Source organism: Pseudonocardia sp. GCM10023141, assembly GCF_042653605.1.
Genome location: NZ_JBHSIR010000010.1, coordinates 35,287 through 49,169, shown reverse-complemented (window position 1 = coordinate 49,169; position 13,883 = coordinate 35,287). Strand labels below are relative to the sequence as shown.

Sequence of the window (13,883 nt, the reverse complement as noted above, 5' to 3'; positions counted from 1 at the left end):
GTCAGACGATCCGCTTGTCCTCGTAGCACCAGCGCCACTGCTCGCCCGGCTCGATGGAGCGCATCACGGGGTGCAGGGTGGCCTTGTGGTGCGCCGCGGCGTGCCGGTGCGGGCTGGAGTCGCAGCAGGCGACGTGGCCGCACGTGAGGCATTTTCGCAGGTGCGCCCACACGTTCTCGCCGAGTGCGACGCAGTCCTCGCAGTCGTCGGCCTTGTCGGGCGGGGGCTCGACCCACGACGAATTCTCGTAGGCGGTGGTGTGTGCGCAACTCATCATCAGTCATCCTGCCACCATGACCACGGAGTTGACGGTTCTCGTCCTCGTCATCGGTTCGCTGGCGGTGACCTGGGCCTGCCGTCGGCTCGACGTGTCGGCACCGCTGGTGCTCGTCGTCGTCGGGATCGGTGCCTCGTTCCTGCCCGGCGTGACGGTCGTCGAGTTCGACCCCAACATCGTGCTGCTGCTCGTGCTGACCCCGCTGCTCTACTCCGCGGCGCTCGAGTCGTCGTACCTGAACATCAAGGCCAATGTGCGCCCCATCGGCCTGCTCGCCGTCGGGTTGCCGGCGTTCACGGCGCTGGTGGTGGGGCTGGTCGCCTGGTGGTTCGTGCCGGGCCTGAACCTGGCCACCGGGCTGGTGCTGGGGGCCGTGGTGGCACCGCCCGACGCCGTGTCGGCGCTGGCCGTGGGCAGGCGGCTGGGCCTGCCGCGGCGCGTGATGACGATCCTCGGCGGCGAGAGCCTGGTCAACGACGCCACCTCGCTGACGCTGTTCCGCGTCTTCCTCGCGGTGGCGGCCGGCACCGGCATGTCGGCACTGGGCGCCACCGGGATGTTCCTGCTCGCCGCCGTCGGCGGCACCGTGATCGGTTACGCCGTCGGCTGGGTGGCGCACCGGATCCGGCGCAAGCTGCGCGACCCGCTCGTCGAGAGCGCGTTCGGTCTGGTCGTGCCGTTCGGCGTGTACCTGCTCGCCGAGGGCGCGCACACGTCCGGCGTGCTCGCGGTGGTCGTTGCGGGCCTCTACCTGGGCCACCACGCCCCGGACAGCGGCTACGCCACCCGCCTGCAGGAGACGGCCGTCTGGCAGGCGAGCGACACGATCCTGGAGTCGATCGTGTTCGTGCTGATCGGGCTGCAGCTGCGGTCGGTCGTCGCGACGGTCGGCGATCTCGGGCCGCTGTTGGTGGGTGGGATCGTCATCACCGCGGCAGTGGTGCTGGCCCGCATCGTGTGGGTCTTCCCCGCCACCTACCTGCCACGCCTGATACCGGCGGTCGGCAGGCGAGATCCGCGCCCGCGCTGGACGGTGCCCGCCGTGATCTCGTGGTCGGGCATGCGCGGGGTGGTCACGCTCGCGGCGGCGTTCGTCATCCCTCCCGACATCCCGGGTCGCGAGACGGTCGTGTTCCTCGCGTTCTTCGTCACCGTGGCCACGCTGCTGCTGCACGGACTGACACTGCCCGCGGTGATCCGCATGCTCGGCGTCCACGAGGACGGGCAGCAGGCCGACAAGCTGGCCGAGGCGCAGACGCAGTACGACGCCGTGCAGGCGTCCATCGCGCGGCTCGACGAGCTGACCGCCGAGGACAACGGCACCTCCTACGGCCACACGGTCGAGAAGCTGCGGCGCTCGGCCGAGCACAGCGCCAACGCCGTCTGGGAGCAGCTGGGCCGTGGGGCGGCCGAGGCGGGCGAGAGCCCCAGCGCGGCCTTCCGGCGGCTGCGCCGCGAGATGCTGACCCGCGAGCGCGACACGTTCGTGGCCAGCCGCGACTCCGGTGACATCGACGACGAGGTGCTGCGCCGGGTGCTGCGCCGCCTCGACCTGGAGGAGGCGATGCTGGCGCGCGACGAGGCGACCTGAGCCCGATCAGCTCCCCAGGTGCGCCGCGAGCAGTTCCGTGCTGCGCAGGGGCCGCTCCTCGTGCGGGAAGTGCCCGGTCCCGGCCAGCAGCTCCATGCGGTGGCCGGCGCCCGCCCATGGCACCGACGCGGCCGCCGTGCTGGGCAGCAGCCACGGGTCGGCAGCGCCGTGCACCTGCAGCACCGGCACCTCCGTGGGGCGCGCGACGGCCGCGGCGAAGCGGCGACCCTCCGGGCGCAGCTGCGAGCGTGCCGCCCAGCGGTAGTACTCCATCGAGCAGTGCACGACGCCGGGGATCTGGATGGCATGGCGGTAGCGCTCGACGGTGGCGGCGAAGTCCGCGGTGGCGGTCCAGTCCCCGCCCGACCACGCTCGCATGATCCGCTCGACGCGCGCCCCACCGTCCTCCCGCAGGGAGCGTTCCGGCCGGCGCGGCAGTTGGAACCCCAGTGCGTACCCCGCCGTCGCCCGGCCCTGCCCGCGCAGGTCGCGCAGCACGGCGGAGCGCACGGCGAGCGGGTGCGGCGCACCCACCACCGCCAGCGAGCCCACCAGCCGCGGGTGCAGCGCCGCCAGCGTCCACGCGATGAGACCGCCCCAGCCGTGCCCGACGACGTGGGCCCGCGGCTCGCCGAGTCCTTTGATCAACCCGGCGACGTCACCGGCGAGGGTCCACAGGTCATAGCCCCGGGGCGGCTTGTCCGAATCGCCGTAGCCGCGCAGGTCGACCGCGACGGCCCGGTAGCCCCGCTCGGCGAGCCCGACGAGCTGGTGCCGCCACGACCACCAGAACTCCGGGAAGCCGTGCAGCAGCACCACCAGCGGGCCGCTGCCGCACTCGGCGACGTGCAACCGGATCCCGTTGGCCGAGATCGCGCGATGGACCCACGGTCCGTCCAGCCTGACCGACGACGGATCCGGCGGCCGGGGCCGCATCCGGCTCAGCTGCGGGGCTCGCTCCGGGAGGCGAGCTCGCGCGCCCCGAGATCGGCCGCCCCGTGCCCGTTCAGCTCGGGGACGGCGCTGTTGCTCTCGCCGCGGCGCGACAGCAGCTGCGCCGAGTCCTTGAGGCTCGCGATCGTGCGCTCCGGCTTGCGGATCTTGCGAACGCGCAGGTAGCCGAGGAACCCGAACGCCCCCGCCGCCAGCAGCATCACGCCGAACACGATGCTGAAGGCTGCCCACTCCGGCAGCCAGATCGCGAGGATGAACCCCAGCGCGAAGAACAGGAAGAACAGGCTGAACAGCAGGATCACGAGCGCGATGACGAAGAAGATGCTGCCCTGCAGACCCTTGCGGACCTCTGCGGTGATCTCGGCGCGCGCGAGTTCGACCTCGGCACGCACGAGCGTCGAGACGTGGGCCGTTGCCTCCTTGACGAGGCTGCCGATCGACTGATCGGCCGACGACTTCTCCGGCTCGGGGGCGAGCGGGATCGAGGGGAGCACGGGGGGAACCTCCGCACCGCTGGAGCTGCTCGGGCTGGCCACCGCGATCCTCCTGCACGTCCGCCTGTTCCGGCGCGTAGTGATCAACGCGTCGGACACCTGATGATCGGCGACATCCTTCCACGGATGGCCCTCCGACGCGCCGTGAGGCGCGCGCTCACCCGTCGGTGTGACGCGATCCGGCCCGACGGTGGCTCCGGCTGCGCAGCACCAGCAGGGCCGCCGCGAGCAGGGCCGCGACGGCCGAGGCGAGCAGCACCGCCGCCTTCGCCGTCAGCACGTCCGCACCGTCGAGGCTCAGCTCGGCCATCAGCAGGCTCACCGTGAACCCCACACCACCCAGCATCGCCACGGCCAGCACGTCGGGCCACGACAGCCCGCGCGGCCGCGAAGCGGGCGTCAACCACACCACGAGCAGGACCGCACCGAAGATCCCCACCACCTTGCCGAGGATCAGCCCGGCCGCGACGGCCTGACCCAGCGGCTCGGTGACGACCGCGCGCAGCGCCTCGCCGTTGACCGGGACACCGGCGGCGAACAGCGCGAACAGGGGTACGCACAGGCCGGCCGACCACGGCTGCAGCCGGTGCTCCAGCCGGACGGCCGGGGCCTCGGACTCCCCCGGATCGGCACGAACCCTGGTCAACAGGCCCAGCAGGACACCGGCGATCGTGGCGTGCACCCCGGCCTCGTGCATGGCGACCCAGGTGGCCAGCGCGATCGGGACGTAGAGCCACGGGGACGTGACACGGCGCCGCTGCAGCATCCAGTACAGCCCGGCGAGCACGACGACGGCCCCGAGCGCCAGCAGGGCGATGCCGGTGCTGAACACCACGGCGATGAGCAGGATCGCCCCGAGGTCGTCGACGACGGCGAGCCCCAGCAGGAACACGCGAGCGGTGGTGGGGAGCGCGGTGCCGGCCAGCGCGAGCACGCCGAGCGCGAACGCGATGTCGGTGGCCACCGGGATCGCCCAGGCCTGTTCCATCCCGGGCGCGCCGCGCCCGACCAGCAGCGCGACGCCTGCCGGCACGATCATGCCGCCGAGCGCGGCGGCCACCGGCAACAGTGCCTGCCGCGGCCGCGACAGCTCCCCGATCACGAGCTCGCGCTTGAGCTCCAACCCGACGACGAAGAAGAACACCGCCAGCAGCCCGTCGGTGGCCCACTGCGCCAGCGTCAGGTCCAGGTGCAGCGCGTGCGGCCCGACCCGGAGGTCGCGCACCGCCTCGTAGGCGCCGTGCCACGGCGAGTTGGCCCAGAGCAGCGCCGCGGCGGTGGCGGCCAGCAGCACGAACCCGCCGACCGTCTCGGTGCGCAGGTAGCGGGCGAACTCCGCGGTCGGCCCGGCGAACCGGGCGAGGTCGAGGCGGCGGGGGGCGATCACGGGCGGCTCCATGAGGGGTCGGGTCGAACACGTGCCGACCAGACTTCCCGGCTCACCTCACACCACTCTACCTGCTGGTGCGCTGATCCCTACTCGGTCGGGCGACCCCGCAACCGCTTGATCTGCCCGCGGCGCGTCTTGCCGTCGAGCCGCCTGCGCTTGGCGCCGGCCGAGGGCCGGGTCGCCCGGCGCTGGGGCGGGTCGGGCTCGGTGGCGGCCCGCAGCATCGCGACGAGGCGTTCGCGCGCGGCGTCGCGGTTGCGCAGCTGGCTGCGGAACTCCGCGGCCGCGATGGTCACCACACCGTCGACCAGCCGGGACCCGAGCCGGGCCAGCGCCCGCACGCGCAGGTCGTCGGGGATGGACGGGGAGCCGGCCACGTCGAACGAGAGCTCGACGCGTGAATCCGTGGTGTTGACGCCCTGCCCGCCAGGTCCGGAGGCGCGCGAGAACCGCCAGTGCAGCTCCCGCTCGGGAATCACCAGCCGTCCCCGCACGGGGAGATCGCCTTCGGGCATGCCCGCAAGCATGCCCGAAGGCGGCCGATCAGTCCTCCGACTTGCCGTCCTGCAGACCCGCCGAGATCAGGCCCATCACCGTGGAGTCGGCCAGCGTGGTGACGTCGCCCACCTCGCGGTTCTCCGCGACGTCGCGCAGCAGCCGCCGCATGATCTTGCCGGAGCGGGTCTTCGGGAGCTCCTCGACGACCATGATCTGGCGCGGCTTGGCGATCGGCCCGATCTGCTTCGCGACGTGGTCCCGCAGGGCCTTGATCGCGTCCTCGCCGCCGTCCTTCGCGGCGTTTCCGCGCAGGATGACGAACGCGACGATGCCCTGTCCGGTGGTCGGGTCGGACGCGCCGACGACCGCCGCCTCGGCCACCGTGGGGTGGCTGACCAGAGCCGACTCCACCTCGGTCGTGGAGATGTTGTGCCCCGAGACGAGCATCACGTCGTCGACGCGGCCCAGCAACCACACCGCGCCGTCGTCGTCGTACTTCGCGCCGTCGCCCGCGAAGTAGAAGCCCTGCTTCGCGAAGCGCGACCAGTACGTCTCGCGGAAGCGCTCCTCGTCGCCCCAGATGCCCCGCAGCATCGACGGCCACGGCTTGTCCAGCACCAGGTAGCCACCGCCACCGTTGCCGACCGGCTCGCCGTCGTCGTTGACCACGACAGCGGAGATCCCGGGCAGCGCGCGCATCGCGGAGCCCGGCTTCGCGGCCGTGACCCCGGGCAGCGGGGCGATCATGATGGCGCCGGTCTCGGTCTGCCACCAGGTGTCCTCGATGGGGCACCTGTCGTGGCCGATGTTCTCCCGGTACCACATCCAGGCCTCGGGGTTGATCGGCTCACCGACGCTGCCCAGCACCTTGAGCGAGGAGAGGTCGTACTTGTCGGGGATCTCCTTGCCCCACTTCATGAACGTGCGGATCAGCGTGGGCGCGGTGTAGTAGATCGAGACGCCGTACTTCTGGATGATCTCCCAGTGGCGCCCCTCGTGCGGGGTGTTGGGCGTGCCCTCGTACATCACCGACGTGGCGCGGTTGGCCAGCGGCCCGTAGACGATGTAGCTGTGCCCGGTGACCCAGCCGATGTCGGCGGTGCACCAGTAGACGCTCTCGCCGGGCTTGTGGTCGAACACCACGTTGTGGGTGTACGCCGCCTGGGTCAGGTAGCCGCCGGAGGTGTGCAGGATGCCCTTCGGCTTCCCGGTGGTGCCCGAGGTGTAGAGGATGAACAGCGGGTTCTCGGCGTCGAAGGGCTGCGCCTCGTGCTCATCGGACGCGCCGTCGACGGCGTCGTGCCACCAGACGTCGCGACCCTCGGTCCACGGCACCTCGGTCTCGGTGCGCTTGACCACCAGCACGTGCTCGATCGACGGGGTGTCGGCCACCGCCTCGTCGGTGTTCTCCTTCATCGGGGCGGGCTTGCCACGCCGGTACTGGCCGTCCGAGGTGATCAGCAGCTTGCACTCGGCGTCCTCGATGCGGGCCTTCAGCGCGCTCGGGGAGAAACCGCCGAACACCACGCTGTGCATCGCACCCAGGCGCGCGCAGGCGAGCATGGCGAAGACCGCCTCGGGGATCATCGGGAGCTGGATCGCCACCCGGTCGCCCGCCGTCACACCCAGCGCGGCCAGCGCGTTGGCGGCCTTGCACACCTCGCGCTTGAGGTCGGCGTAGGTGATGGTGCGGGAGTCGCCCGGCTCACCCTCCCAGTGGTACGCGACCTGCTCGCCGAAACCGTCGGCCACGTGGCGGTCGACGCAGTTGTAGGCGACGTTGAGCTGACCACCGACGAACCACTTCGCGAACGGCGGCTGCCAGTCCAGCACCTGGTCCCACTTGCGGTTCCAGTGCAGGCGGTCGGCCTGCTCGGCCCAGAAGGCCTCTCTGTCGGCGTCGGCGGTGGCGTACCAGTCCTCGGTCGCGTTGGCCTGGGCGGCGAACTCCGCGCTGGGTGGGAAGCTGCGGGTCTCCGTGGACAGATTGCTCAGCGTGGGTCCGCCTGGAGCCGAGTCACTTGGGGCCATGTCCTCAGTGTCCTCCTCAGTCCTGCGCGCCGCCGGGCCACTGGCCGTGCGGCGCCTCGTCGAGAAGAGACGCTAGTGCCCCCCGATCGTGGATGCACCGTCAGTACGGACAGTGCACGCCCCGTACCGGCGGTAGCCGCGCAACGACCGGGCGTCGCCGGGATGACAGCATGACCGGGTGGCTCCGTCGCGCGTCTCCGATCCGCTCGCCCCGCTCCTCGACCTGCCCGGGGTGGCCGAGGCCGTGACCGCGGCCCGCGACGCGCTGGTCGCCGTGCACAACCATCCGGTGAACCTGAAGGGATGGCCGGCGTCGGCCGCGGAGGCCGGGCTGCGCGCAGCGCGGGCGTCGGCGGCGCTGGAGGGCGCGCGGATCGAGACCGGGGACACGGCCACCGATCCGGTGCTCGCCGGGTCCGTCCGGGTGGCGGAGGAGTCGGTTCGGCTACTCAGCGTCTGGCGCACGTCACCCCTTCAGGCACTCGCCCGGTTACACCTCGTAGCCGCGGCCGACATCGTCCCGGCCGACCGGCACGGCGCCGAACTGGGCCGTCCGCACAACTCGGCAGCGGTCTCCGCGCGCCTCGCACTGCTGACCGACCTCGTCACCGGTGGCACGCGGGTGCCCGCCCCGGTGCTCGTGGCGGTCGTGCACGGCGAGCTGCTCGCGCTCGAGCCGTTCCCGTCGGCCAACGGTGTGGTGGCCAGGGCCGCCGCCCGGCTGACCGCGGTGGCCGCCGGCCTGGATCCCCGCGGACTGGGTGTTCCGGAGGTGGGTCATCTGCGCAAGGCGGCCGAGTACCGCGCCGCCGCGGCGGGCTTCGCCGGCGGCAGCCGAGAGGGGCTCACCACCTGGTTGCTGCACTGTTGTGCCCAGTGGGAGGCCGGCGCCCGCGAGGGCCTGTCCATTGCGGACGCTCGCACGTAGGGCAAAAAGAAGACGGACGGTGCCCCCGTGCAGGGACACCGCCCGCCACCGCGAAGTTCAGGATCCAGGCGTGCACTACGTGTCGTGTTGCGGCCTCGGCGTCCAGCGTCCCGGTACGCAGGCCCACGACGACATGCCTCCCGCGGCGTGCTGTGCGTGGAGTGCCCGACCTTCGCGCACGGAGCTCTGCTCGGGGAGGACGGGTGCTTCTCTGCCGCACCGCCCCTGGCCGTTCAGAAGTCCGTGACCTCTTTGTAGTACGTGACGGGGAGCACAGCAAGGGCCCCGTGCGTATGCACCGGTTCAGGCACGCAGGGTGGCGATCATGCTCCGGTGGGGGACGGCAGTCCCGCCGGGCCACCGCGTCGCCGCAGCCCGACCCAGCCCAGGCCCAGCACCACCGCCGCGACACCGGTCGCCACCGCGACCCGCGGGACCCGCGACCGGAACCGCGACCGCAGCGCCACCGGGTTGTCGAACGTCAGCACCGGCCAGCCCCGCTGCAGCGCCGCACGCCGCAGCGCGCGGTCCGGGTTGACGGCCGTGGGATGCCCGACGGCCTCCAGCAGCGGCAGGTCGGTGATCGAGTCGGAGTACGCGTGGCAGTCCTCGAGCCGGAAGCCGCGCTCAGCAGCGATCGCGCGCGCCGCGGCCGCCTTCTCCTCGCCGTAGCAGTAGTACTCGATCTCCCCCGTGTACCGGCCGTGATCGACGCCCATCCGCGTGGCGAGGCAGCGGTCGGCCCCCACGAGCGCCGCGATCGGCTCGACGACCTCGAGCCCGGACGCCGAGAGCACCACGATCTCGTCGCCCAGCGCGCGGTGCTCGGCGATCAGCGCCGTGGCCTCCGCGTAGACGAGCGGCTCGACGATCTCGTGCAGCGTCTCGGCCACGATCGAGCGGATCTGCGCGACGTCCCAGCCGGTGCACAGCACGGTGATCCGCTGCCGGAGCAGATCCATCGTGTCCTCGTCCGCACCGGCGAACACGACCATCAACTGGGCGTAGACGCTGCGCAGCGCAGCTCGGCGACTGATCAGGCCCTGCCTGCGGAACGGCCTGCTGAAGGCCAGCGCACTCGATCCGGCGATGATCGTCTTGTCGAGGTCGAAGAACGCCGCAGCCGCGGTGTGCGCCACCGCCGCGCCCGCCGTCGGGATGGAGCGAGGGAGCTGCGGAACACCGGACACGTCGCGTCACCTTGCCAGAACCTCGGCCGCTGCCACGCACAGGTGGCTCACAGGCTGCGGAAGGACGCACAGATGGTCCATCCAGGGGCGCGCATTGCAGCGCGTCAACGGCTACAGTTGTGAGAGTCCGGCTTGTCCGGGCATGGTTCAGCTCGACCCCCCGGAGCTGAACCGACGACGACCCCCGCCAATCCCCCCTGGCGGGGGTCGTCCCATGCCCGGGGTTCCCCCGGTTCAACGATGCCCGACGGCACCGACAGAACCGAGCGATGGCGGCGGCGGGGCGCCGAGTTGTCCACATCGACCTCCGCTTGTCCACAGCTTCGCGATCGGTCCACCACGCCGCCCCGCGGCACCGCACGCTGGGCTGTGCCGCTCCACCCGGGAGCGCACAGCACCTGGAGGCGGGCGTGCAACCGATCACGGACGAGCGTCGTGGGCTCGTGATGGTGTCCGATACCGAACTGCTCGACGGCATCCTGCGGCTCGCCGCAGCAGCGGGGTGCGAGCTGCATCGGGTGCTCGACGCGAGCCAGGCGCGCCACCTGTGGCCGGGCGCGCCACTGGTGCTGCTCGATGCCCGTGCCGCGCACCAGTGCGCCGAAGCCGCGCTCCCCCGGCGCGGCGGCGTGGTGGTCGCGGTCCGCGGCGATCCGGCAGCCGAGGTGTGGCGCCATGCCGTCGCCATCGGCGCCGAGCACGTCGTCTCGCTGCCGGAGGCCGAGCCATGGCTGATCGCCGCCCTCACCGAGGCGGCAGAGGGGCGCCAGGACGCGGGCGCGGTGCTCGCCGTCGTCGGCGGCAGGGGCGGTGCCGGTGCGTCCGTGCTCGCCACCGTGGTGGCCGTCACCGCGGTCCGGGAGGGCAGGCGCGTGCTGCTCGTCGACTGCGATCCGCTCGGCGGCGGCCTGGATCTCGTACTCGGCGCGGAGGATCTCGGCGGCCTGCGCTGGCCCGACATCGACGTGGGCGGCGGCCGCGTCCCCGCCACCGCCCTGCACGCCGCACTGCCCGCGCCACCGGTCGGGCGCCGCAGCGGCGGCGGGCTCGCGCTGCTCTCGTGCGATCGCTCCGCGCACGGCCCCACCCCGGCGGCGGTGTCCTCCGTACTCGCCGCGGGCAGGCGCAGCGGCGACACGGTCGTCTGCGACGTCCCCCGCTACCCCACCGAGGCCGCGCTCGCCGCGCTCGGCGCCGCGGATCTCACGGTGCTCGTGGTGCCGTCCGATGTGCGCTCGTGCGCGGCCGCCGCCCGCGCGATGGCGGTGATCGCGGAGCACAGCAGCGACATCCGGCTCGTCGTGCGCGGCCCGTCGCCCGGCGGGGTCGAGCCCGACGAGGTCGCCATGGCGCTGAACCTGCCGCTGCTCGCGGCGATGCGGCCCGAACGCGGCCTGGCCCGCACGTTGGAGCGGGGTGACGCACCCGGTCGCCCGCACGGCCCGCTCGTCGCCACCGCCGCAGCCGTGCTCGCCCAGCTGCACCCGCATGCGGGCTCGGCCGCGGGAGCCGCATCGTGAACGGCATCGGCACGGGCCCAGCCACCGGCGCCGGGCTCGCACTCGTCGACCGCGTGCGCACCCGCCTGGCCACTTCCGGTGGGGGCACCAGCCAGGCCGCCGTCGCCGATGCCGTGCGGGCCGAGTCGGGCGGCGTCGCGTCGGATCTCGACGTCCTCGCGGCACTGCGCACACTGCGCCAGGAGTTCGTCGGTGCCGGCCCGCTCGACGAACTGCTGAGCGATCCACGCACCACCGACGTGCTGGTGTGCGGTCCGAGATCGGTCTGGGTCGATCGCGGAGCCGGCCTGGAACGCTCAGCCGTCCGGTTCCCGGACGAGGCCGCGGTCCGCAGGCTCGCCCAGCGCCTCGCGCTGGCCGCGGGGCGCCGCCTCGACGACGCCAGCCCGCACGTCGACGGCTGGCTGGCCGACGCCGGGGTGCGCCTGCACGCCGTGCTCGCTCCGATCGCCGCCGACGGCACCTGCCTGTCCCTGCGGGTGCTGCGACCGTCGGCACACGATCTCACCGGGCTGCGCACGCTCGGCACGGTCGATGCCGACGGCGAGGCACTCCTGCGGGCGGTCCTCACCGCCCGGCTCGCCTTCCTCGTCTCCGGTGGCACCGGCTCCGGCAAGACCACCATCCTGGGCGCGCTGCTCGGCGCGGTCGATCCGAGCGAGCGGCTGGTGCTGGTCGAGGATGCCGAGGAGCTGCGCCCGCGCCATCCCCACGTCGTGCGGCTGATCGCCCGGCCCGCCAACATCGAGGGTGCGGGTGGTGTGCCGCTGCGCGATCTCGTGCGCCAGGCGCTGCGCATGCGGCCCGACCGGCTCGTGGTCGGCGAGGTCCGGGGCGCCGAGGTGTGCGATCTCCTCGCCGCGCTCAACACCGGTCACGAGGGCGGCGCCGGCACCGTGCACGCCAACTCCGCGCGCGAGGTGCCCGCCCGCATGGAGGCGCTCGCCGCGGCGGGTGGGATGCCCTGTGCCGCGCTGCACAGCCAGCTCGCAGCCGCCGTCCAGGTGGTGCTCCACATGCGCAGGCTGCGCGCCGGGCCGCGCGTCCTCGATGCCGTGGCCGTGCTGGCCCGCGGCCCCGACGGTGTCGCCGTCAAGCCGGCCTGGACGCGCTCGGCCGGCTGGTCCGACGCCCGCACCCAGCTGGGCGAACTGCTTGCCGAGCGGGAGGTGGCGGTCCCGTGGTGATGTCGCTTTCCTGCCTCGCCGCGGCGGCGGCGGTGCTGCTGGCACCGGGCACCGCAGCACGGGCCCGCATCCACGGTCTGTGGCCCACACCGGCCAGGCGACGTTCGTGGCGGCCCGCTGCACTCGGCCCGGTGGCGCTCGGGGCGATCGGGGGGCTGCTGCTCGCCGGGCCGGGTGGGGCCGTCGCCGGAGCGGTCGTCGCCGGCACTGCACGCGGGCGCCACCGCCACCGCCGCGGCGCGCACCACGCCGCCGACACCTGCGAGCAGCTCGCCGACGCGGTCCGCCGCATGGCCGAGGAGCTGCGGGCCGGCACCCATCCCACCGCCGCACTGGCCGGCATCACGTCCGACGGTCCACAGGCCCGCGCGGTGCTCGGCCCGGCCGCCGTCGCGGCCGGACTCGGCGACGACGTTCCGGCCGCGCTGCGTCGCGCCGCCGGCGAGCATCCGGCCGTGGCGGGCGACGTGGAACGGATCGCCGGGGCCTGGGAGCTCTCCACCCGCCACGGCGTGCCGCTGGCCGGCCTGCTCGCAGGCGCCCAGGAGCACATCCGATGGCAGGTGCGGTTCACCCGCACCGTCGGTGCGCAGCTGGCCGGGCCCCGTGCCACCGCCACCGTCCTCACCGCGCTCCCGGTGCTCGGGCTGGGCCTCGGCCAGCTGGTCGGCGCCGATCCGATCGGGGTGCTGCGCAGTGGGCTGCTCGGGCAGGTGCTCGTCGTCGTCGGCGTGGCGCTGGCCGCCGCGGGATCGGCCTGGACCGAGCGCATCATCGCCGCGGCCACACCCCGATGACCACGGTCACGGCACCGAGCACGTCCGGCCTCGGGGGCGGCGCCGCACTGCTGTCGCTCGCACTGCTGGCGCTGGCGCTGCTGGTCGGGGGCCCGCCCACCGGGCGGCTGCGCCTGCTCGAGCTGGGCGCCGCTCCCGCCCGGCCGGCCGGCCCGGTGCCGGTCCTGCGCCCGTACTGGGCGGCTGTCGGTGCGCTCGCGATGGGTGCGCTGGGATGGGCCTTCGGCGGCCCGGGCGCCGGCGTCGTGCTCGGTGGTGCGACGGCCGCCATCCTCGTCGTCGCGTTGCGCCGGATGGCCCGGCCCGCGCCCCAGGAGAGCGACGCGGAGCTCGCCGGACGCTGGGAACTGCTCGCCGTCTGCCTCGATGCCGGGCTGCCCGTCGCCGCGGCCGTCTCGGCTGCCGCAGCGCCGCTGCGCGGCAGCGCCGGCATCCTGTTGCGCCGGGTCGCGGGGCTGCTGGAACTCGGGGCCGACGCCGCCGAGGCCTGGCACGGCGCCGAGGAGCTCCCAGCATTGGCGGCGTTCGCCCGGGCAGCCGGTCGCTCCGCAGGCACCGGTGCTGCTCTCGCCCAGGTCGCCGCGGCCGAGAGCACCCGGCTGCGCGCCGGCCTCGTCGACACCGCACAGGCCCGCGCCCAGCGGGCCGCCGTGCTCATCACCGCCCCACTGGGCCTGTGCTTCCTGCCCGCGTTCCTGGTGCTCGGCATCGCGCCGGTCGTCATCGGGCTCGCCGGTCGGGCACTCGCGCAGTGGTGAACCCGCAACTCGTCCACCTGCTCATCCAGCACCGAGGAGAGAACCATGTCCCCCACCCACGCCCCCGCCCACACCGTCATCACCAGGCTGCGCCGGCTGCGTCACGACGACTCCGGCATGTCGACCGTCGAGTACGCCATCGGCACCATCGCCGCGGCCGCGTTCGCTGCCGTGCTGTACGCGGTCGTCAGCGGCGATTCGGTCGTCACGGCTCTCACATCACTGATCGAGCGCGCCCTCTCGGCCACCTTCTGATGGGCACATCCTG

The 13,883-nt window shown here is 73.5% G+C and carries 14 protein-coding genes; 7 read left to right on the top strand and 7 right to left on the bottom strand.

Annotated features, from left to right (window positions below; all coding sequences use genetic code 11):
• Window position 1: 1 nt before the first annotated feature.
• Complete coding sequence (locus tag ACFPFQ_RS07230) at window positions 2-277, bottom strand: UBP-type zinc finger domain-containing protein (protein ID WP_379616068.1); 276 nt, start codon at window positions 275-277, stop codon at window positions 2-4.
• A 16-nt stretch (window positions 278-293) separates the two neighbouring features.
• Between ACFPFQ_RS07230 and ACFPFQ_RS07225 the strand changes: the two genes are divergently transcribed.
• A complete protein-coding gene (locus tag ACFPFQ_RS07225; protein ID WP_379616066.1) occupies window positions 294-1,868 on the top strand; it encodes a Na+/H+ antiporter in 1,575 nt (524 codons plus the stop codon).
• A gap of 6 nt (window positions 1,869-1,874) precedes the next feature.
• On the opposite strand, the gene ACFPFQ_RS07220 is transcribed toward ACFPFQ_RS07225, so the two are convergent.
• The 5 genes from ACFPFQ_RS07220 to acs form a co-directional block, all read right to left on the bottom strand.
• Window positions 1,875-2,804 (bottom strand): alpha/beta fold hydrolase, encoded by a 930-nt coding sequence (locus ACFPFQ_RS07220; protein WP_379616064.1) that lies wholly within the window; start codon window positions 2,802-2,804, stop codon window positions 1,875-1,877.
• A gap of 5 nt (window positions 2,805-2,809) precedes the next feature.
• Window positions 2,810-3,358, bottom strand: coding sequence for a phage holin family protein (locus ACFPFQ_RS07215; RefSeq protein WP_379616062.1), 549 nt, complete (start codon window positions 3,356-3,358; stop codon window positions 2,810-2,812).
• A 115-nt stretch (window positions 3,359-3,473) separates the two neighbouring features.
• Entirely contained in the window at window positions 3,474-4,700 is a 1,227-nt protein-coding gene (nhaA, locus tag ACFPFQ_RS07210) for a Na+/H+ antiporter NhaA (RefSeq protein WP_379616107.1), read from the bottom strand.
• A 92-nt stretch (window positions 4,701-4,792) separates the two neighbouring features.
• Window positions 4,793-5,221: an alternative ribosome rescue aminoacyl-tRNA hydrolase ArfB gene (arfB, locus tag ACFPFQ_RS07205; protein ID WP_379616060.1), complete on the bottom strand. Its 429-nt coding sequence runs from the start codon at window positions 5,219-5,221 to the stop codon at window positions 4,793-4,795.
• Window positions 5,222-5,249: 28 nt separating this feature from the next.
• Window positions 5,250-7,235, bottom strand: coding sequence for an acetate--CoA ligase (gene acs / locus ACFPFQ_RS07200; protein WP_379616058.1), 1,986 nt, complete (start codon window positions 7,233-7,235; stop codon window positions 5,250-5,252).
• A gap of 178 nt (window positions 7,236-7,413) precedes the next feature.
• Here acs and ACFPFQ_RS07195 point away from each other — a divergent pair, with 178 nt between their 5' ends.
• Complete coding sequence (locus ACFPFQ_RS07195; protein ID WP_379616056.1) at window positions 7,414-8,163, top strand: oxidoreductase; 750 nt, start codon at window positions 7,414-7,416, stop codon at window positions 8,161-8,163.
• A gap of 323 nt (window positions 8,164-8,486) precedes the next feature.
• Here the strand turns inward: ACFPFQ_RS07195 and ACFPFQ_RS07190 are convergent, their stop codons facing one another.
• Window positions 8,487-9,323, bottom strand: coding sequence for an HAD family hydrolase (locus ACFPFQ_RS07190; protein ID WP_379616105.1), 837 nt, complete (start codon window positions 9,321-9,323; stop codon window positions 8,487-8,489).
• 440 nt (window positions 9,324-9,763) lie between these two features.
• On the opposite strand from ACFPFQ_RS07190, the gene ssd reads away from it, so the two are divergent.
• Genes ssd through ACFPFQ_RS07165 form a run of 5 tightly spaced genes read left to right on the top strand, consistent with a single transcriptional unit; the run spans window position 9,764 to window position 13,870 of the window.
• Entirely contained in the window at window positions 9,764-10,873 is a 1,110-nt protein-coding gene (ssd, locus tag ACFPFQ_RS07185; RefSeq protein WP_379616054.1) for a septum site-determining protein Ssd, read from the top strand.
• A complete protein-coding gene (locus ACFPFQ_RS07180) occupies window positions 10,870-12,060 on the top strand; it encodes a TadA family conjugal transfer-associated ATPase (RefSeq protein ID WP_379616052.1) in 1,191 nt (396 codons plus the stop codon). The genes ssd and ACFPFQ_RS07180 overlap by 4 nt, the downstream gene beginning before the upstream one ends.
• Window positions 12,054-12,857 (top strand): type II secretion system F family protein, encoded by an 804-nt coding sequence (locus ACFPFQ_RS07175; RefSeq protein WP_379616050.1) that lies wholly within the window; start codon window positions 12,054-12,056, stop codon window positions 12,855-12,857. The genes ACFPFQ_RS07180 and ACFPFQ_RS07175 overlap by 7 nt, the downstream gene beginning before the upstream one ends.
• Window positions 12,854-13,615, top strand: a complete 762-nt coding sequence (locus ACFPFQ_RS07170) for a type II secretion system F family protein (protein ID WP_379616048.1) — start codon at window positions 12,854-12,856, stop codon at window positions 13,613-13,615. The genes ACFPFQ_RS07175 and ACFPFQ_RS07170 overlap by 4 nt, the downstream gene beginning before the upstream one ends.
• A 45-nt stretch (window positions 13,616-13,660) precedes the next feature.
• On the top strand, window positions 13,661-13,870 hold the full coding sequence (locus tag ACFPFQ_RS07165; protein WP_379616046.1) for a DUF4244 domain-containing protein: 210 nt from the start codon (window positions 13,661-13,663) through the stop codon (window positions 13,868-13,870).
• Window positions 13,871-13,883 lie beyond the last annotated feature (13 nt).

Coding starts and splice junctions, on each gene's coding strand:
- ACFPFQ_RS07220 (WP_379616064.1), bottom strand. CDS start 2,804: ATGCGGCCCCGGCCGCCGGATCCGTCGTCGGTCAGGCTGGACGGACCG.
- acs (WP_379616058.1), bottom strand. CDS start 7,235: ATGGCCCCAAGTGACTCGGCTCCAGGCGGACCCACGCTGAGCAATCTG.
- ACFPFQ_RS07225 (WP_379616066.1), top strand. CDS start 294: ATGACCACGGAGTTGACGGTTCTCGTCCTCGTCATCGGTTCGCTGGCG.
- ACFPFQ_RS07170 (WP_379616048.1), top strand. CDS start 12,854: ATGACCACGGTCACGGCACCGAGCACGTCCGGCCTCGGGGGCGGCGCC.
- ACFPFQ_RS07230 (WP_379616068.1), bottom strand. CDS start 277: ATGATGAGTTGCGCACACACCACCGCCTACGAGAATTCGTCGTGGGTC.
- arfB (WP_379616060.1), bottom strand. CDS start 5,221: ATGCCCGAAGGCGATCTCCCCGTGCGGGGACGGCTGGTGATTCCCGAG.
- ACFPFQ_RS07165 (WP_379616046.1), top strand. CDS start 13,661: ATGTCCCCCACCCACGCCCCCGCCCACACCGTCATCACCAGGCTGCGC.